We start from the raw sequence: 16,188 nt of genomic DNA on the forward strand, positions 1-16,188 counted from the left end.
CGACGAGTCAGCGAGACCTCATCATCCCAGGCAGATGTGAGTTTACGCGCCTGGCATGACCGAGCCGGGGACATCCGCCCCGGCGTGTTCGACGTACACCGGACGGGTGCGCGTCACGCCCTCCGAAGTCCACAAGAGAGGACATGGCATGCGCGAGGCCCACCTATGCAGTCGACGATGAGTGGTGGGCCCCGCGCAAGTTCATGAGGGTCGCGGGATGGCCCGCGACCCGGCCGCGAGCCGCCGGACCGAGGGGCAGGAGGTGAGGGGGTCCGGCGGCTCACGCATGGGCGTGACTAGTAGGCGCCCTCCTCGTGGTCGGCTCGACCAAGCACCGCCCGGATACCGGCAACCGCCGCTCCGATGGCGACGACAACCGTGGCTACCTTGAGGAATCGCATGGCATGTCCCTTCGTCCAATGCGCCGCCTTCGCGGTCACCCACCTTCAGGTTCAGGCACACGCCCCTCACCGCACATCGTCTAGATGGAGCGTTGCACCTACGCGACTTGCAGTAGTCGACGCGACTGCGGGCGCACAGTCCCCGATCAGTGCCAGAGGTCCGCGAGGACGCCCGAGATTCGTCGACCCTGGTCGCATCCCGCCTGCGCCGCCGCGGGACGCTGAGAGAGGTTCATCATGTTGCCGCCGAACACCTCCTCGGAGGCATCGTCGGGGAAGATCGCGCGGACGTCGCTGCCCTCAGCGGACAACTTCTGGACGTGTGCGGCGAGCCTGGTGCCCCATTCCTCGGGATGCCGCGAGCGGCCCCCGAACGGCGAGAGGACGAGCACGCGATCATGCCCCGCAGCGAGGTCGGCGTTCTCGTTGGCACGGTATCCGCCGTCGAGCAGACGCCGTCCGTCGATGGCGTGCGCAGGGCCGCCGAAGCCCATCGAGGTGCTCGCCGTCACCGCGTCGGCAAGGCTGACGCCGCTCTCCCGGTCGTAGAGCAACTCGTCGCCGGTGACGGCGTCGACGGCGGTGAGGACGACGCGCTGGGCCGGCCATTCCTGGCTCGGCAAGCGGGAGGCGACCTGTGCGAGCCGTGCAGCGATCGCGTCGGCGCTGGCCGCACCGTCGGCCGCCAGAGCGGCCGCGCCGAGTCGCCGTCGCATGTCCACGGGGTCGGTGGAGCTCGTGATGATGTCCCCGGTGAGCTGGACGTAGTTCACACGGGGCGCATCGGACCCGCCGCCGGCTCCCGCGGGCGGGGCTGCGGGGCGCGATGGGTACTGCTCGGCGAGCGCCTGGGCGAGCAGCACGTCGGGCGCCTCCGAGGTGATCTGGGCCGCAGCCGTGGCGCCAGCGGAGGTTCCGACGATCAGGTCCGCGGCGCGGACGTCGACACCACCCGCATACAGCCCGGCGACGACGCCGATCTCCCAGGCATTGCCCAGCGATCCGCCGCCGCCTAGGACGAGTGCGCGTGTGGTCATGCGTGGAGTCTAGGAGCGTGCGCGGCGGCTCAGCCCTGCGTGACGCGCTCCACGCCCGGCAGGATCTGCTCCAACTCGCTGCGCGTGACGGGCACGCCGTAGGTGGGGGTGTCGCGCTCGATGCGCCACGACTCGGCGAGCGCGCCAAGGTCCACCGCATCGAACCCGATGGCGTCCAGGAAGGACACGACGACGGCCTTCGCAGCGTGGTCATCGCCGGCGATGCCGAGCGCACGACGGGCGGGGTCGCCTGCCGGCTTGCCGTGGGCCGGGATGTCCTTGGCGTTGATGTGGTTGAACGCCTTGACGACCGTCGAGTGCGGGAGCGCGCGCTGCGTGAGCTCGGCGGTGGTCGCCTGGTTGGCGTCGAGCTCGGCGATGCGTCCGTCGCGCTGCGGGTAGTAGTTGCCCGCGTCCATGACAATCTTGCCTGCGAGCTCCTTCGCGGGCAGCGAGTCGACCTTGCCGAGCGGGACAGCCACGAGGATCAGGTCCGATGCCTCGGCCGCCTCCTGGGCGGTGGCGGGACGGGCGCCCTCCCCCAACTCGGCGACCGTGGCCGCGAGTGTGGCAGGGCCCCGCGAGTTCGCGATCACCACGTCGTAGTCCGCCGCGATCGCCGCCTTCGCCACGTTGAAGCCGATGTTGCCTGCGCCGATGATGCCGAGAGTTGTCATGTACGAGGGAACGGGGTCATGGGGGCGGGGTATTCCAGGTTCTTGTAAGGAACCCTCAGAGCTGCCAAGCTGCAGGCATGCGCCGACTTGAGGATTCTGAGGAACTGCGGTGGCAGGTCTTCACGGATCTCCGTGCACGATCCCGCGAGATGACGGCGCCTTTTTCGCGAGAAGAGCTCCTCAACTACTCCATCCACGGCGAGAGATTGCCGCTCATCGACTATTCGCGCGGCATCAGAAACGTTGATGGCCGAACATGGCACGACTCCCTCGCAATCGTGACTTCGGAGCGTGGCAGGTATCATGACCGTTCAATCGCCCCAGGGGTGTGGATCTATCCGTACGAGACGCTCTCGAAGACTGGAGAAGCAGGAAGTTCGAATGCGAAATTGGAGCATGCTCGCGGCAGCGGCGCGCATGTCCTGTACTTCTACAGTCCACGCAAGAACGTCTACCTGCTTGTGGGTCTCGTCAACGTCATCGAATATGACCGCGAGAATCTCGAATTCACCGTCGCGCTTGCCGACCTGGGCATCACTCCCGCCACATTGTCCGAGGACGACGCAGACCTTCGGAGGTGGGTGAGGCGAGAGGTTGACGCCCGATTGCATCAACCTCGGTTTCGCCAGATCGTAATTCCCGCCTACAAGAACATGTGCACGGTCTGTTCACTCCCGGTGCCCTCGCTCCTCGAAGCCGCCCATATTCGTCCCGACATGGACCTCGACTGGGGGCGTCCAGACCTCGAAAACGGTCTCGCACTCTGCCGCAACCACCACCGCGCATACGACCGCCACCTACTTGGCATTGACGGCGACGGTGTCATTCACATGCACGACGCCGTTTCCACGCTCGAACCCAGTTCGCGCCTCGACGCCGAGTTGCTGGCTTTCTCGGGCAAGCACATTGCACCCGCTCCCCGAGGCCTCGATGCTCGGCGCCAGGTGCGGCTAGACCTCACGTATCAAGAGTTTCTGGGCGCCACCCACGTAGACCTGTCCGTTGGCTAGCGCCTGCCGTCATCCCTGATAACCACCCCACCTCTCCCCTGACGCTCACTTCCGCTTGCCACAAGCACACTACTTGGCGTTACTATCTACTGGTACTCAACAACACCAAGTACCGAGAGGAGGCGCCCAGTGGGCAAGCAGATCACCGAGATGCTCAAGGGCACGCTCGAGGGCATCGTCCTGGCGATCCTTGCCACCGCTCCCGCGTACGGCTACGAGATCACCGCACGTCTGCGCGACCAAGGTTTCACCGACATCGCCGAAGGCACCGTCTACGCCCTGCTGGTCCGCATCGAGAAGCGCGGGCTCGTTGACGTGACGAAGGTGCCGTCCGAGCAGGGACCGCCCCGCAAGGTCTACTCGCTCAACGCTGAGGGCCACGTCCAGCTCGACGAGTTCTGGGAGACGTGGGGATTCCTCGCCACACGCATCGCCCAGCTCCAGCACACCGCCGCACCCCGGCAGGAAGGTCACTGACCATGCGTTTCACCGACCTCGCAGAGAAGATCATCGGAGACAAGCGCCGCTGGCGTGCCTACAAGGCCCGTGCCAAGGCCTTGCCCGAGCCCTACCGCACCGCCGTCGCCGCCATCGAGAAGTACATGATGAACGCCGCGATCGTCTCCAACGACGCCGACGTCCTCAGCCAGATGTTCGAGGACCTCGCCGACCTGTTCGAGCAAGCCGCAGCCGACAAGACCCCGGTCCACGACATCGTCGGCGACGACCCCGTCGAGTTCGTGGAGACGTTCTCCGCCAACTACGCCGACGGCAACTGGAAGGCGAAGGCCGAGAGCCGCCTGCGCGACACTTTCACCTACCTCCACTCCCCCGACGCCGCGGACGGCGACCCGTCGTGACCGCCGCCACCCTCACGGCCCCAGCCATCTCGGTCGACGGCATCGCCCACTCCTACGGGGACGTCACCGTCCTCACGGACGTGACGCTCGACGTCGCACGCGGCAGCATCGTCGCCCTGCTCGGCGCGAACGGCGCCGGCAAGACCACCCTGATCCGCATCCTCTCCACCCTCCTCAAGGCCGACGCCGGCACGGCCACCATCGACGGGCACGACGTCACCTCCAGCCCGGCCGACGTGCGCGCCGCCATCAGCCTGACCGGCCAGTTCGCCGCAGTCGACGAACTGCTCACCGGTCGCGAGAACCTGGTGCTGGTCGGCAGGCTCCGCCACGTCGCCGACGCCAACGCCACGGCCGACGCACTCCTCGCCCGGTTCTCCCTCGTCGATGCAGCGTCGCGGCGGGTGAGCACCTATTCGGGAGGCATGCGTCGGCGTCTTGACATCGCGATGAGCCTGATCGGCGACCCGTCGATCGTGTTCCTCGACGAGCCCACCACCGGCCTGGACCCCGCGGCCCGGCAGGAGGTGTGGTCCATGGTCAAGGAGCTCGCCGCAGGCGGCACGACCGTGCTGCTCACCACCCAGTACCTCGACGAGGCCGAGGCGCTCGCCGACCGCATCGCCATCCTCCACGGCGGCCGCATCATCGTCGACGGCACCCTCGCCGAGCTCAAGCGCCTGCTGCCGCCCGCCACCGTCGAATACGTGGAGCGTCAGCCCACGCTCGAGGAGATCTACCTGGCCGTCGTCGGCGGCGCCACCACGCCCCGCGACCACACCCTCACGGCAGCCGAAGGGAGCGAGTCATGACCGCCCACGCCATCGCGGACACCGCGACGCTCACTGGACGCTCGCTGCGGCACATCCTCCGCAGCCCCGACACGATCATCACCACCGCGATCATGCCGATCGCGATGCTGCTGCTCTTCGTGTACGTCTTCGGCGGCGCCATCGACGTCGGCACCGACTCCTACGTGACCTACCTGCTGCCCGGCATCCTGCTCATCACGGTCGCCTCCGGGGTCGCGTACACGTCGCTGCGGCTGTTCCTGGACAAGCAGGGAGGCATGTTCGAACGGCTTCAGTCGATGCCCATCACGCGCTCGTCGGCCCTGTGGGCACACGTCCTGACGTCGCTGCTCGCGAACCTCGCGGCGGTTGCGGCCGTCATCGGCGTCGCGACTCTGATGGGGTTCAGGTCCAATGCCGGGGCGCTCGACTGGCTGGCCGTGCTGGGGATCCTGGTGCTGTTCACGCTCGCCCTCACGTGGCTCGCCGTGATCGCGGGACTCAAGGCCACCTCGATCGACGGCGCGAGCGGGTTCTCGTACCCGCTGATCTTCCTGCCGTTCATCAGCTCCGCGTTCGTTCCCACGGAGACGATGCCGACGGCCGTCCGCATCTTCGCCGAGAACCAGCCGGTGACCGCCATCGTCGACGCACTGCGCAGCCTCATGACCGGCCAGCCGGTCGGCACGGACCTGTGGGTCGCGCTGGCCTGGTGCGTGGGCATCCTGGCCGTCGCCTACATCTTCGCGACGCGTGCGTACCGCAGGCGGATCGGCTGACGCTCCTGGGGACGGCTGCGGCCGTCCACAACAGCCTCACCTCGGCTGCAGCGAGCACGAGCGTCACGCTAGGGTCGCGGCATGACGGGGGCAAAAAGGACACTTCTACCCATCGCGCTCGCCGGAGCGCTCGCAATGACGGGCTGTACCGGGGACGACGGGATCGTCACCGAGGCCCCTTTCCCCACCACAGCCGCCGAGACGACGGCAGCGAGCGCCTCGCCTTCGCCCAGCGCGACTGCTCTCACCGACGACGAGCTGCTGGCGATGATGCCACCGGATGCGGCACGCGACGACCTAGCGGGTGCGATCGCCACAATTCCTGTGTTCTTTGACGCGTATGTTGACATGCTGATGACCTCGAACTCTCAAACCTGGGACTCACTGTCCGCTGCCGAATGCGAGTTCTGTCAAGGTGCACGGGCGGATCTTGCCGCCTACCGGGACGATGGCTACCTGCTCACGGACGGTTCGATAAGGGCCGGCACGACCGCTGCGACGGGAGCGATCGATGGAGACGGTACCGCCATCGTGTCGATGCCGTTGTCACAAAGCGCCTTCACCTACACCAGGAATGATGGCGGGTCGATGAATTCCGCCGCAGGAGAGTTTTCAGCGACGCTTCAGTTGAGCTGGACCGGCAGGCACTGGAGGGTCGAACATGTCGAAATCGCTGAGCAATAGGGCCTCCACGGCGGCGGTCTTCTCCATTATCGCGGCCACGGCAATCGCGGCGAGCGCTCATGCCGCCGAGGCGCCTGCTACGGGAGACGACAGCGAACCGACGTCGACTCACAACCTTGCCGGAACCGCAGGCGCAGACGGAACGGAATTCTCTGTCCGCCTTCAGGAGATCTTGAACTCAGGCGGAGTTTCCGGGACGGTGCTTGCCGGCCCGGCTGGAGCTGTCCCTCTCACTGAGACGAAGTCGGTCTCCTGCGATCCTTCGCAACCGGATTGGGACCCGCTCTGTGATGACCTCCTTTTCGGCGAGCCCGATTGCCCGGCGGGGGCGGTGCGCAACCTTGCGACGTTCATCCGCGAACGAGAGACCGTCGACTCAGCTTGGGGAAGATGGCGTTACGTCGGCATCCAAGCCTGCGCACAGCCGACGACTTCCGAACCGACCATCGCTGATCTGATCCTCACCGAGTGGGCGCAGCTCGACCCCGGCGTCCCACCCCTGACCGTCCAACCAGACCAGGACTGGGTCTACTCCACCCTGCCCACCATCGTCTACGTCGACCCCACACCCATCACCATCAACGACACCCTCCTCGGCATCCCCATCCAGATCCGAGCCACCCCCACCACCTACACATGGACCTGGGGAGACGGAAAGACCACCACCACCACCGACCCCGGCACCCCCTACCCCAACCAAACCGTCAGCCACGAATACCTCTACGTCACTGGCAACGTCGACCTCACCCTGCAAACCACCTGGACCGGCACCTACAGCATCAACGGAAACACCTGGACCACCATCAACGGCACCATCACCAGCACCTCCACTCCCCGCACCCTCACCGTCTACTCACCCCACAGCCACCTCGTCAACTGCGACCTCAACGGCCACTGCCTCAACAAATGACCACACGACAGGACCGCGACGACACGCGCTCCGCTCGCGCCGCCTGCGGCAGTGCATGGATGCTGATCCCATGCGCCTCATGAACGAGTACACCGTCGCATGGCCGCTATGGAACGATGACGGGCTTGCCCCCGACGACGAACCCAGCGGCCTTTCGCCCGAGCTCACCGCACGCATCCGGGCATGGGCGACGCACTTCGGAAAGCACTTCACCGTCGAGCAGGGATGGCCCTCCCAAGCTCACGCAGACTTCAACGCGACCGAAGGCGCAACCCTCCTGGACCAGCTCCGCCACGAACGCCCCGACCTCGAGTTCACGCTCGACCTCTGGGAGACCACCGTGACCGAGCGGACGCACGACTGACGCGGAAGCCGCACGCCGGCATCACCGTCGACCCCCGACCCGTCAGGCCGAGACCAGCCCGCCCAGCATCAGCCACGCCCCACCGACGGAACACCCGACCGTCACCAGCCAGAACAACGCGACCCACGCTCCCCCAGGCACACGGGTCAACCGCGCCAAGGCGTCGGCGTCCGACCCAGCAGCGCGACCACGTCGACGTGACCCCGCCAACTCGATCACCGCGCGCACCGAGCCCAGCATCAGCAGCCAGGCGACGCCATACGCCACGCCCACCCGCCACTCGGTGGGAGCGAACCACGCCACCGCCACCGCCGCAGCGATGACGACCACCAGGACCAGCAGCCCGTAGAAGTTCCGGATCTGCACCAGCACTATCAGCAGCACCAGCACGGTGATCCACAGCAGCGCCAACGGATATCCGGCGGCAATCAGAGCCGCGGCGCCCAGCCCGAGCACACCAGGCGCCGGATAGCCCGCGAACGCCATGAGCGACAGCGGCAGACGCCTCTCCTGGCCGATCGACGTGGTGAGGCCCGAAGTGTCAGCGTGCAGCCGGATCCCTCGCACCCTGCGGCCCATGAGCATCGCCACGGCCGAATGCCCAGACTCGTGAGCGATCGTCACCACATGACGGGCCAGATGCCACAACGACGGAACCGCGAGGACCACCAGCACCGCCAGCAGCGGGATCAGCGCGGTCCGCGGCGCCACCTCCACCGACGTGGCCACGTCCGCCCACAGGCGATCCCACACGCTGGCGATCGTCACGCGACCTCCAGGAAAGGCTTCGCCTTGATGTCACGCACGAAACCGTCCTCAGACGCGTTCCACTGTGCCTGCGTCATGACCGTGACCTGCACCTCACGCCCCAGCCGGTCGCCGAGCTCCTCCGCCACATCAAAGGCGTCGAGCCTGTTCGGCGAACCCACGAGCAGCACGTCGACGTCCGCGGGGAAGGCACCCTCGACGCCAGCCACCCGAGAAGCCCACGATCCGAACAAGATCACGTGCTCCACGCCAGGAAGCAGGATGAAGGCGTCTCGGATGAGCGCAGGAACGGCGCTATCGCCGGCACGCCATTTCTCATAGATCCATGATCTTGCTCGTATATCGCAGGCATCAAGCCTCTGGGGAGAAGCGACTACTCGCAGTACGCGCAGATCCCGGTCGCAGGCAGAGCGGTGAAGCAGGTGGGGCACAGGTCGTGCACCACGTCCACAGCGTGGATCTTCTTGGGCTTGGGACGCTTCTTCGCCACGGGCGGCTCGGGCGTGCCCTTGACGGGCAGCGGCACCACGGCGCGCTCGCCATCCAGAGGCTGCAGGGACACGAAGTCCGGCATCACGTAGCCCACCTCACCCGCGCCACCGGCCGCCTCGAGGGCGATGAAGCCACGGCTCGCAGGGATGTACACGTGCTCGTAGTCCAGGACGCGGACCGCGTCCCGGATCGCCGTGATGTTGTCGAGCGGCGGTCGCCAATCGGCGATCGCGTCCTCGATCGTGGAGAAATAGGTCCGTTCGTCAGAATCCGCAGTGCTGCTCACTCGACCATCATGGACCCCTCCACCCGGGACCGCTGACCGCTACCACAGCAACTGGTCAGGACTTACCGCTCAGCCAACGCAGCGCGTCGGCCGCGCCTTCCATGACGGACAGATGCCCATCGCCCGGTCGTTCCTGGTACTCGGCCCCCGGGATGGCCGAGGCGATCCACCGCCCGTGATGAACCGGGACGATGCGGTCCTCGTCTCCCTGCAGGACGAGCGTGGGAGCCCTCACATCGGCCACGCGGAAACCCCACGGCTGGACGTACGCGACGTCGTCGGCCACGATCCCCGCGAACCCGTGCTCCACGCCGGCGGCCGCGATCCTCTGGAACCACCGCCACGACCCGTCGAGCGCCTCGAGGTCCTTCTCCGTGAACATCGCAGGGTCGTACTCGCTGGACTCCAGCAGGTCCGCGAGAGCATCACCGCCCTGGAGCGCGGCCGTCAGCTCGGCTGCGCCGGCCGCATGCATGCCGTCCCACCAGGACGTGCCCAGGCTCCCCTCCCCTGCGGTCGGCGCCACGAGCGGCCCGATGCCTGCGATCACCACCACCCCCGTGAGGCGGTCCGGCAGCAGCGCGGCGGTCGCGAGCGCGTGCGGCCCTCCCCCGGAGTGGCCCATGACGCCGAACCTGTGAGCCCCAGCCGCGTCAGCGACGGCAGCAGCGAGCGACGCGACGTCCGCCACCGCACGGGGACCCGCGTCGTCGGAGCCGCCGTAGCCGGGCCTGTCCAAGCCGATGAGCCGCACGCCCAGCTCACGCGCCACGTCGAACAACGGCTCCGGCGGCTCGCCGATGTTAGGGGTGCCGTGGTGCCAGAGGACCACCGGCGCGTCTTCGGCAGTCGCGGTGCCCGCGTCGTACCAGCCGACCGCTCGACCGTCGACGTTGAGGATCTTGCGTTCCATGACGTGTGCAACCTCCGAGAACCGCCGTCGCTTCCTGGCCAGAGCCTCGGTGCCGTAGAACCGTCAGGCCTGCGCCGTCTCCGGCTTACGGTACGCCGCACGCATGTGGTCGCTGGTGAGGAAGTCGGCCACGCCGATCATCACCAGGCTGAAGACGATCTGCTCGGTCACCATCCACGCGGGGTACAGGTTCGGGATCGCGGCAAGCACCAGGGTGATCACCGGGAAGATCTGCGCGAACAGGCGCAGCCGCTGATACGCCCAACGCCAGCCGCGCGCGGCGCGCCAGGCGAAGTAGAACAGGGTGGACGTGATGCCCAGCACCACCAGCGAACGCATCCACACCGCGAAGTGCACCGTCTCCCCACGCCGCAGCAGGATGAGCGCGAACACCACGGCCGCGACTCCCAGCACCAGCTCGAATGCGAGCAGCCCCATGATCCAGCGGAACGCGCGCAACGTCTTGGGATGCGACCGGGACTCCTCGGGGACGGTCAGGTGTGCGTCACGGCCACCGGCGAGGCGGTCGATGCGCAGGAACAGGCTCTCCAGGGACACGCCCTGAGCCTACGACGGTCCAGCACCGAGACCGGCCCACCAGTCGCCGATGATCCGCGCATGCTCGCGCGGGGCGTCCACCCACGGCAGATGGCCCTCACCAGGACGCGCTTCCACGGTCGCATGCGGCATGAGCGCTGCCAGCTCCGCGACGCCTCGCGCCGGCGCGAACGGGTCACGGTCTCCGACCAGCCACAGCGTGGGCGCCTGGACCTGCGCGAGCGTGGACGCGCCCGCCGCCCAGCCGCGCCGCGGGCCTCGCCACGACGCCGCCCGCTGCAGCAGCGCCAGCTCATGCAGGAACGTGTCGCTGAAGTTGCCCACCGCCATGCGCCAGTCGACGTCAGCGCGCGGCATCGCCCCGGACCTCACCAGGTCTCCGTGGCCCATCTCCTTGAAGGACTGCTGCACGTCACGTTCCTTCATGGAGTGCCGCACCACGGCCGCCGCCACGGGAGGGAACGTGGCCATGCGCATCGGCACCGGCAGACGCATCCACTCGACCGCAGGCATGCGCTCCAGGACGACGCTGCGAACGAGCTCCGGACGCATCGCCGCGAACGTCAGCACCACCATGCCACCGGCCGAGCTGCCGATGAGGTCTGCGACCCCACCGGCCAGCTCGTCGATCACGGCGCACATGTACGCGCCGATCACCTCCCGCAGCCTGCCGGGCGTCATGGTCGTGTAGTCGATCGGGTCGCTGAGCCCGCAGCCCGGCCTGTCGATCAGGATGGCGCGGACACCCTCAAGACGCTCCACGAGCGGCACGAACACGTTCGCCGCGCTCGGAGTGCCGTGGACGAACACGACCGGCCTGCCCTCGCCATGCACCAGCGCCCTGATGCCGAGGCCCAGCTCGGGCACGTCCACCCGATGCTCCTCCGGCACCAGGCCGCGGCTGGACCAGACGGCCTGCTCGGCTGCCCGGTACCGCGCGTCGTCCCTGCGAGATGCCGTCCGAGCCATGGCGCGCTCCCTCCGCAGGGTCACATGCGTACGACCCTCATTCTGCTGCCGCGGTGGCCAGCGTGAGAAGCGGATCGTCGTCGTCCTCGTCGACATCGGGGGCCTCGTCGGCCGGCACACCCTTGCCTTCGGGGAGGGCGAGCGCCGCGAGCGAGGCCAGCAGCAGCACCCCGGCGCCCACCCAGATCGCCGGCGCCGCCGCATCCGTGTAGCCCGACGGCGTGAACTCGCCGCCCGCACCGGTGAACACGGCCGTGAGGGCCGCGACGCCCAGCGCGCCGCCGATCTCCCGCAGCGTGGAGTTCACGCCCGTCGCCTTCGCGTGGTCGTGCGGCGCCATGTTCGCGAGCACGGCGCTCGCGGACGGCGCGAACACCAGCGCCATCCCCACGCCTGCCAGGAGGAAGGCCGGAGCCATCACGCCGTAGGCGACGTCGGGATCCATGACGAACGCGATCCACGCGAGCCCGAGCGCCTGCATCAGCGTTCCGGCGACCATGAGCACCCTGGTGCCCACCCGGGGAACCAGGAGGCCGGTCAGCGGCGCGATGAACAGCGGCGCGAGCGTCCACGGCATCGTCATGACGCCCGCCTGCAGCGGCGACCTGCCCTGAACCACCTGCAGGAACTGGATGAGGATGAAGATCGAGCCGAAGATGCCCAGGTTGAACAGCGTCACCACCACGTTGGCCGTGGTGAAGCTCCTGTCGCGGAACAGGCCAAGCGGGATCAACGGATCCCGTGTGCGCGCCTCCCAGCCCACGAACGCGAGCAGCAGGGCGCCGCCTCCGATCAGGCCCGCCAGGACCTCGCCGCTGGTCCAGCCCGTGTCGTTGCCGCGAACGATGCCGAACACCAGGCCGAACACACCGGCTGCCGACAGCGCCAGACCCACGAGGTCCAGGCGCGCCCTACGACCGCGCGACTCGTCGAGCGCCCACCACGCGAGCGGCAGAGCGATCAGGCCGACGGGCACGTTGAGCCAGAAGATGGCGTGCCACGAGAGGCCCTCGACCACCGCGCCACCGATCAGCGGGCCGAGCGCCACGCCGAGTCCTGCGACTCCGCCCCAGATGCCGATCGCCAACGCTCGCCGCGACCTGGGGACGGCACCTGCCAGCAGCGGCAGGGAGAGCGGCAGCACCGCGGCTCCCCCAGCCCCCTGGATGACGCGGGCGACGATCAGCGCCTCGGGAGTGGTGGCGACGGCGCACGCGACGGAGGCGAGCGTGAACAGAGCGATGCCTCCGAGGAAGACCCGCTTGCGGCCCCATCGGTCACCGGCTGCGACCGCGATGAGGATCAGGCTGGCGAACGCGAGCGAGAAGCCGTTGATGAACCACTGCAGCTGCTCGATGGATGCGTCCAGGCCGGCCTGCATGACCGGAAGCGCGCTCGTGACGACCAGGTTGTCGAGCGAGGCCATGAAGGCGGGCACGGAGACGGCTGCGATCACGAGCCAGAGCGGTATGCGTCGTGTGGTGGTCATGGGACTCCCCTAAGGTTTTGTTGTAATCGGCTGATAACCAACAGCTCCACACCGTAGTAATCAACTGATAACCTGTCAAGATGAACGACGCACCCGAACGCCGCAGCTCCTCCGACGACACCCGCGAGCACATCCTTGCCGCGGCGGCCCTGGTCTTCGGCGAACGCGGATTCGCAGGCGGCACGACGGACGCGATCGCCAAGACGGCCGGCGTCTCCCAGGCCTACGTCGTCCGGCTCTTCGGCTCCAAGCAGGAGCTCTTCCTCGCGGTCATCGAACGCGCCTACGCCCGCATCACCGACACCTTCCGCGACGGCATCGCCCACTTCGACGGCACCGAGGACATCGTCAGCAGGACGGATGCGCTCGGCGAGGCGTACGTGACGCTGATCAAGGACCGCGGCATCCTGCTCTCGCTCATGCACGCGTTCACCCTGGGGCACGACGCGCACGTGGGACCCGTGGTCCGCCAGCGCTTCCTCGAGATCTACCGCGTGGTGCGCGACGAGGCCGGCGTGGATGCCGATACCGCCACACGGTTCATGGCATCCGGCATGTTCATCAACACGCTCATGGCGCTGCGCATGGCCGACGTGGTCGACGCCGAGCCCGACGCGCGGGAGCTCCTCACATGCGTGTGGGGAGACTCGACCGAGGCCGTGGTCGCGCTCACCGCGAATGCGCCGACCGCCCCCGAGTCCGTGCGCCGCTGACGACCGTCGGCCCGCCAGGCTACGCCGCGGAGGGCCCGCTGCTCGACGGCGTGTAGATCGACTCGATCACGTCCGCGAAGTGCTCCATGACCGCAGCACGCCGCACCTTCAGCGATGCGGTGATCTCCTCGCGCGCCTCGGTGAACTCACGCGGGAGGATGCGGAACTCGCGGATGGCCTCCGCCCTGGACACGTGCTCGTTCGCGGTGGCGATCGCGCGCCCGATCAGCTCCCTGACACGCTCATGCCGCGAAGCCTCCTCCACGCACATGTCCGGAAGGTCGTGGGACTTGAGCCACGTGGGCAGCAGCACGGGGTCGAGCGTCACCACCGCGGAGACGAAGTGGCGGCCGTCGCCGATCACCACCGAGTCCTGGATCGCAGGATGCGAGCGCAGCGAGTCCTCGAGCACGGCCGGTTGGATGTTCTTGCCGGACGAGAGCACCAGGATCTCCTTCTTGCGGCCCGTGATGGTGAGGCTCCCCTGGTGGATCTCGCCAAGATCGCCCGTGGCGAACCAGCCGTCTCGCATGACCGCCGCGGTCGCCTCCGGAGCGTTCCAGTAGCCGGCGAACAGGTTGACGCCACGGGCCAGGATCTCCCCGTCCTCGGCGACCATGACCTCGCAGCCCGCGATCGGGTGACCCACCGTGCCCATGATCTGCCCGGTGCTCGGGGTGCCCATCTGCGCCGCCGTCGTCTCCGTGAGGCCGTACCCCTGCATGACGGTGACGCCCAGTCCGCGGAAGAAGTGCCCGATCTGCGGCGTCAGCTTGGCCCCGCCGGCCAGCACGTAGCCCAGCCGCCCGCCGAGCAGGTGCCGGATCCTGCCCAGCACCAGGGCGTCGGCCACCTTGTAGCGCGCCTTGAGACCCAGGCCTGGCCCGCCGGACTCCTGGGCGACCGACATGTCGCGGGCCACCTTGGCGGACCATCGGAAGACGGTCTTCTTGAGCCCCGTCTGCGCCGCGTCGGCCCGGTTGTAGATGGTCTCCAGCACACGCGGCACCAGCGGCATCCAGGTGGGCTTGAACGATGCGAGGTCCGCCGCCAGTGTCTTGTGGCTGGACGCGTAGCCGATCACGGCGCCGGAGGACAGCGCGAGCACCATGGCCAGGCGCGCGAACACGTGCGCCAGCGGCAGGAACAGCAGCACCCGCGTCTCACCCTGCACGAACGCCCCGAAATGCGGGTCGAGCTCCACGTTCGCGGCATGCACCACGAGGTTGCCGTGGGTGAGCATCGCACCCTTGGGTCGGCCCGTGGTGCCCGAGGTGTAGATGATGGTCGCGAGGTCGCCCAGGACGACGTCGGCCGTGCGCTCGTCGAGCGCGGCGTCGGTCACGTCCGTGCCGGCATCGGCCAGGTCAGACAGACCCTCGGTCGTCAGCGCGACCGCCACGAGCCCGTGCTGCAGCCCGGCGAGCATGGCCCGCTGCTCCGCGCTCTGCGCCGCCACCAGCGTGACCCCGGCGTCCTCGACGATCCAGGCGCACTGCTTCTCGGACGACGACGGGTAGATCGGCACCGAGACGCCGCCCGCGGCGAGCACCGCGAAGTCCATGACGGACCACTCGAGGCTCGTGTCGCCCATGATCCCCACGCGGTCACCGAGGGCGACCCCGGCGGCGATCAGTCCCTTCGCCACCGCACGGACCCGCTGCTCGAACTCGCCGAGCGTGACGGGCATCCACTCTCCCGAGCCGTCCTTCGCCTCGGCGAACACTCCGCCCGGGCGGGCGGTGGCCCGCGCGTGCAGCAACGCGGTGAGATTCAGTCGGTCATCGATGTCGGCCAGGCTGGGCGAGGTCATGCGGCTCTGCATGACCGAAGCGTAACCTACGGAACCGTAGGTTCATGCATCCCGAAGCACTGCGCGGATGCCGGGCGAACCCCGCGGGACGCGCACGCGGCTACCGCGAGTAGATCCCCACCAGACGCGCCTGCTCGATCACCGCGTCCGCGTACCTGTGCAGGAACTCGTCCCTCGACGGCTCACCCCTCACCGGCCGCTTGAGCGCGTACACCCAGAAGTAGTACCGATGATCGCCGTGACCGTACGGCGGGAACGGCCCCACGTAGCCGAAGCTCTCGTCATCGTTGAGGCCCGGGCGGCCGACGTCCGGGATGATCTCGCCGTCGATCGCCGGCAGGCCGTACAGCGTCCAGTGGGTGAACCCGTGCGGGAGCGGCGCGTCGGGGTCGTGGCAGATGATCGCGAGCTCCACCGCGTCGTCGGGCACCCCCTTCACCACCATGCGGGGGGTCTCAGAGCCCACCTCACCCGCGAACCGCTCGTCGATCCTGGTGCCGTTGGCGATGTCAGGGCTGGTCAGGGCGAGATCCTTGAGCTGCATGGTCGCTTCCTTCCCACGGCGGGACGTCCCACGCACCATCATGCTCGGACCAGCGTCGACTCGCGCGCCCAACGTCCCGCTCGCCATACCTCACACCTCTATGTATCCTTGCTCTAGGCATAGGAGGCCC

20 protein-coding genes are annotated in these 16,188 nt (G+C 68.1%); 9 read left to right on the forward strand and 11 right to left on the reverse strand.

Features of this window, described 5'->3' with window-relative positions; all coding sequences use genetic code 11:
* Positions 1 to 547: 547 nt before the first annotated feature.
* Together RN607_RS09675 and RN607_RS09680 are read right to left on the reverse strand one after the other, a co-directional pair.
* Positions 548 to 1,438 carry a patatin-like phospholipase family protein gene (locus RN607_RS09675; protein ID WP_313542286.1) on the reverse strand — a complete coding sequence of 297 codons (891 nt, stop codon included), beginning with the start codon at positions 1,436 to 1,438 and terminating at the stop codon, positions 548 to 550.
* 29 nt (positions 1,439 to 1,467) lie between these two features.
* Positions 1,468 to 2,115, reverse strand: coding sequence for an NADPH-dependent F420 reductase (locus RN607_RS09680; RefSeq protein WP_313542288.1), 648 nt, complete (start codon positions 2,113 to 2,115; stop codon positions 1,468 to 1,470).
* 77 nt (positions 2,116 to 2,192) lie between these two features.
* On the opposite strand from RN607_RS09680, the gene RN607_RS09685 reads away from it, so the two are divergent.
* The 8 genes from RN607_RS09685 (at position 2,193) to RN607_RS09720 (ending at position 7,513) form a co-directional block, all read left to right on the forward strand.
* Positions 2,193 to 3,125 (forward strand): HNH endonuclease, encoded by a 933-nt coding sequence (locus RN607_RS09685; RefSeq protein WP_313542290.1) that lies wholly within the window; start codon positions 2,193 to 2,195, stop codon positions 3,123 to 3,125.
* Positions 3,126 to 3,254: 129 nt separating this feature from the next.
* Positions 3,255 to 3,602 (forward strand): PadR family transcriptional regulator, encoded by a 348-nt coding sequence (locus RN607_RS09690; protein WP_313542292.1) that lies wholly within the window; start codon positions 3,255 to 3,257, stop codon positions 3,600 to 3,602.
* A gap of 2 nt (positions 3,603 to 3,604) precedes the next feature.
* The gene (locus RN607_RS09695) at positions 3,605 to 3,985 is read left to right on the forward strand and encodes a DUF1048 domain-containing protein (protein ID WP_313542294.1); all 381 of its coding nucleotides are present in this window, start codon (positions 3,605 to 3,607) and stop codon (positions 3,983 to 3,985) included.
* On the forward strand, positions 3,982 to 4,797 hold the full coding sequence (locus RN607_RS09700) for an ABC transporter ATP-binding protein (RefSeq protein WP_313542296.1): 816 nt from the start codon (positions 3,982 to 3,984) through the stop codon (positions 4,795 to 4,797). The genes RN607_RS09695 and RN607_RS09700 overlap by 4 nt, the downstream gene beginning before the upstream one ends.
* Positions 4,794 to 5,555 carry an ABC transporter permease gene (locus RN607_RS09705; protein ID WP_313542298.1) on the forward strand — a complete coding sequence of 254 codons (762 nt, stop codon included), beginning with the start codon at positions 4,794 to 4,796 and terminating at the stop codon, positions 5,553 to 5,555. The genes RN607_RS09700 and RN607_RS09705 overlap by 4 nt, the downstream gene beginning before the upstream one ends.
* Before the next feature lie 81 nt (positions 5,556 to 5,636).
* Positions 5,637 to 6,239 carry a DUF6318 family protein gene (locus RN607_RS09710; protein WP_313542300.1) on the forward strand — a complete coding sequence of 201 codons (603 nt, stop codon included), beginning with the start codon at positions 5,637 to 5,639 and terminating at the stop codon, positions 6,237 to 6,239.
* Positions 6,217 to 7,149, forward strand: coding sequence for a hypothetical protein (locus RN607_RS09715; protein WP_313542302.1), 933 nt, complete (start codon positions 6,217 to 6,219; stop codon positions 7,147 to 7,149). Before RN607_RS09710 ends, RN607_RS09715 begins: the two co-directional genes overlap by 23 nt.
* 79 nt (positions 7,150 to 7,228) lie before the next feature.
* Positions 7,229 to 7,513 (forward strand): immunity protein CdiI family protein, encoded by a 285-nt coding sequence (locus RN607_RS09720; RefSeq protein WP_313542304.1) that lies wholly within the window; start codon positions 7,229 to 7,231, stop codon positions 7,511 to 7,513.
* 42 nt (positions 7,514 to 7,555) lie between these two features.
* Here RN607_RS09720 and RN607_RS09725 read toward each other — a convergent pair whose 3' ends face one another.
* From RN607_RS09725 to RN607_RS09755, 7 genes are all read right to left on the reverse strand, one after another.
* Entirely contained in the window at positions 7,556 to 8,281 is a 726-nt protein-coding gene (locus tag RN607_RS09725; RefSeq protein ID WP_313542305.1) for a M50 family metallopeptidase, read from the reverse strand.
* A complete protein-coding gene (locus RN607_RS09730) occupies positions 8,278 to 8,529 on the reverse strand; it encodes a nucleotidyltransferase domain-containing protein (RefSeq protein ID WP_313542306.1) in 252 nt (83 codons plus the stop codon). The genes RN607_RS09725 and RN607_RS09730 overlap by 4 nt, the downstream gene beginning before the upstream one ends.
* Positions 8,530 to 8,654: 125 nt before the next feature.
* Positions 8,655 to 9,059, reverse strand: a complete 405-nt coding sequence (locus RN607_RS09735) for a hypothetical protein (protein WP_313542307.1) — start codon at positions 9,057 to 9,059, stop codon at positions 8,655 to 8,657.
* Positions 9,060 to 9,114: 55 nt separating this feature from the next.
* Positions 9,115 to 9,972 (reverse strand): alpha/beta fold hydrolase, encoded by an 858-nt coding sequence (locus RN607_RS09740; RefSeq protein ID WP_313542308.1) that lies wholly within the window; start codon positions 9,970 to 9,972, stop codon positions 9,115 to 9,117.
* Positions 9,973 to 10,035: 63 nt separating this feature from the next.
* Positions 10,036 to 10,530 carry a hypothetical protein gene (locus RN607_RS09745; protein WP_313496711.1) on the reverse strand — a complete coding sequence of 165 codons (495 nt, stop codon included), beginning with the start codon at positions 10,528 to 10,530 and terminating at the stop codon, positions 10,036 to 10,038.
* 9 nt (positions 10,531 to 10,539) lie between these two features.
* Positions 10,540 to 11,499 (reverse strand): alpha/beta fold hydrolase, encoded by a 960-nt coding sequence (locus tag RN607_RS09750; RefSeq protein WP_313542309.1) that lies wholly within the window; start codon positions 11,497 to 11,499, stop codon positions 10,540 to 10,542.
* Positions 11,500 to 11,536: 37 nt separating this feature from the next.
* Positions 11,537 to 12,988, reverse strand: a complete 1,452-nt coding sequence (locus RN607_RS09755; protein WP_313542310.1) for a DHA2 family efflux MFS transporter permease subunit — start codon at positions 12,986 to 12,988, stop codon at positions 11,537 to 11,539.
* Between the two features lie 80 nt (positions 12,989 to 13,068).
* On the opposite strand from RN607_RS09755, the gene RN607_RS09760 reads away from it, so the two are divergent.
* Complete coding sequence (locus tag RN607_RS09760) at positions 13,069 to 13,701, forward strand: TetR/AcrR family transcriptional regulator (protein ID WP_313542311.1); 633 nt, start codon at positions 13,069 to 13,071, stop codon at positions 13,699 to 13,701.
* 19 nt (positions 13,702 to 13,720) lie between these two features.
* Here RN607_RS09760 and RN607_RS09765 read toward each other — a convergent pair whose 3' ends face one another.
* Positions 13,721 to 15,526, reverse strand: coding sequence for an AMP-dependent synthetase/ligase (locus RN607_RS09765; RefSeq protein WP_313542312.1), 1,806 nt, complete (start codon positions 15,524 to 15,526; stop codon positions 13,721 to 13,723).
* An 88-nt stretch (positions 15,527 to 15,614) separates the two neighbouring features.
* Positions 15,615 to 16,058, reverse strand: a complete 444-nt coding sequence (locus RN607_RS09770; protein ID WP_313496721.1) for a YbhB/YbcL family Raf kinase inhibitor-like protein — start codon at positions 16,056 to 16,058, stop codon at positions 15,615 to 15,617.
* Positions 16,059 to 16,188 lie beyond the last annotated feature (130 nt).

It is taken from the genome of Demequina capsici, from assembly GCF_032102965.1.
Lineage (GTDB): Bacteria > Actinomycetota > Actinomycetes > Actinomycetales > Demequinaceae > Demequina > Demequina capsici.

What these genes read in the sequence shown, in the direction of transcription:
- RN607_RS09750 (WP_313542309.1), bottom strand. Translation starts at nt 11,499, where the DNA reads ATGGCTCGGACGGCATCTCGCAGGGACGACGCGCGGTACCGGGCAGCC.
- RN607_RS09720 (WP_313542304.1), top strand. Translation starts at nt 7,229, where the DNA reads ATGAACGAGTACACCGTCGCATGGCCGCTATGGAACGATGACGGGCTT.
- RN607_RS09715 (WP_313542302.1), top strand. Translation starts at nt 6,217, where the DNA reads ATGTCGAAATCGCTGAGCAATAGGGCCTCCACGGCGGCGGTCTTCTCC.
- RN607_RS09685 (WP_313542290.1), top strand. Translation starts at nt 2,193, where the DNA reads ATGCGCCGACTTGAGGATTCTGAGGAACTGCGGTGGCAGGTCTTCACG.
- RN607_RS09770 (WP_313496721.1), bottom strand. Translation starts at nt 16,058, where the DNA reads ATGCAGCTCAAGGATCTCGCCCTGACCAGCCCTGACATCGCCAACGGC.
- RN607_RS09705 (WP_313542298.1), top strand. Translation starts at nt 4,794, where the DNA reads ATGACCGCCCACGCCATCGCGGACACCGCGACGCTCACTGGACGCTCG.
- RN607_RS09680 (WP_313542288.1), bottom strand. Translation starts at nt 2,115, where the DNA reads ATGACAACTCTCGGCATCATCGGCGCAGGCAACATCGGCTTCAACGTG.
- RN607_RS09760 (WP_313542311.1), top strand. Translation starts at nt 13,069, where the DNA reads ATGAACGACGCACCCGAACGCCGCAGCTCCTCCGACGACACCCGCGAG.
- RN607_RS09740 (WP_313542308.1), bottom strand. Translation starts at nt 9,972, where the DNA reads ATGGAACGCAAGATCCTCAACGTCGACGGTCGAGCGGTCGGCTGGTAC.
- RN607_RS09755 (WP_313542310.1), bottom strand. Translation starts at nt 12,988, where the DNA reads ATGACCACCACACGACGCATACCGCTCTGGCTCGTGATCGCAGCCGTC.
- RN607_RS09695 (WP_313542294.1), top strand. Translation starts at nt 3,605, where the DNA reads ATGCGTTTCACCGACCTCGCAGAGAAGATCATCGGAGACAAGCGCCGC.
- RN607_RS09710 (WP_313542300.1), top strand. Translation starts at nt 5,637, where the DNA reads ATGACGGGGGCAAAAAGGACACTTCTACCCATCGCGCTCGCCGGAGCG.
- RN607_RS09675 (WP_313542286.1), bottom strand. Translation starts at nt 1,438, where the DNA reads ATGACCACACGCGCACTCGTCCTAGGCGGCGGCGGATCGCTGGGCAAT.
- RN607_RS09765 (WP_313542312.1), bottom strand. Translation starts at nt 15,526, where the DNA reads ATGCAGAGCCGCATGACCTCGCCCAGCCTGGCCGACATCGATGACCGA.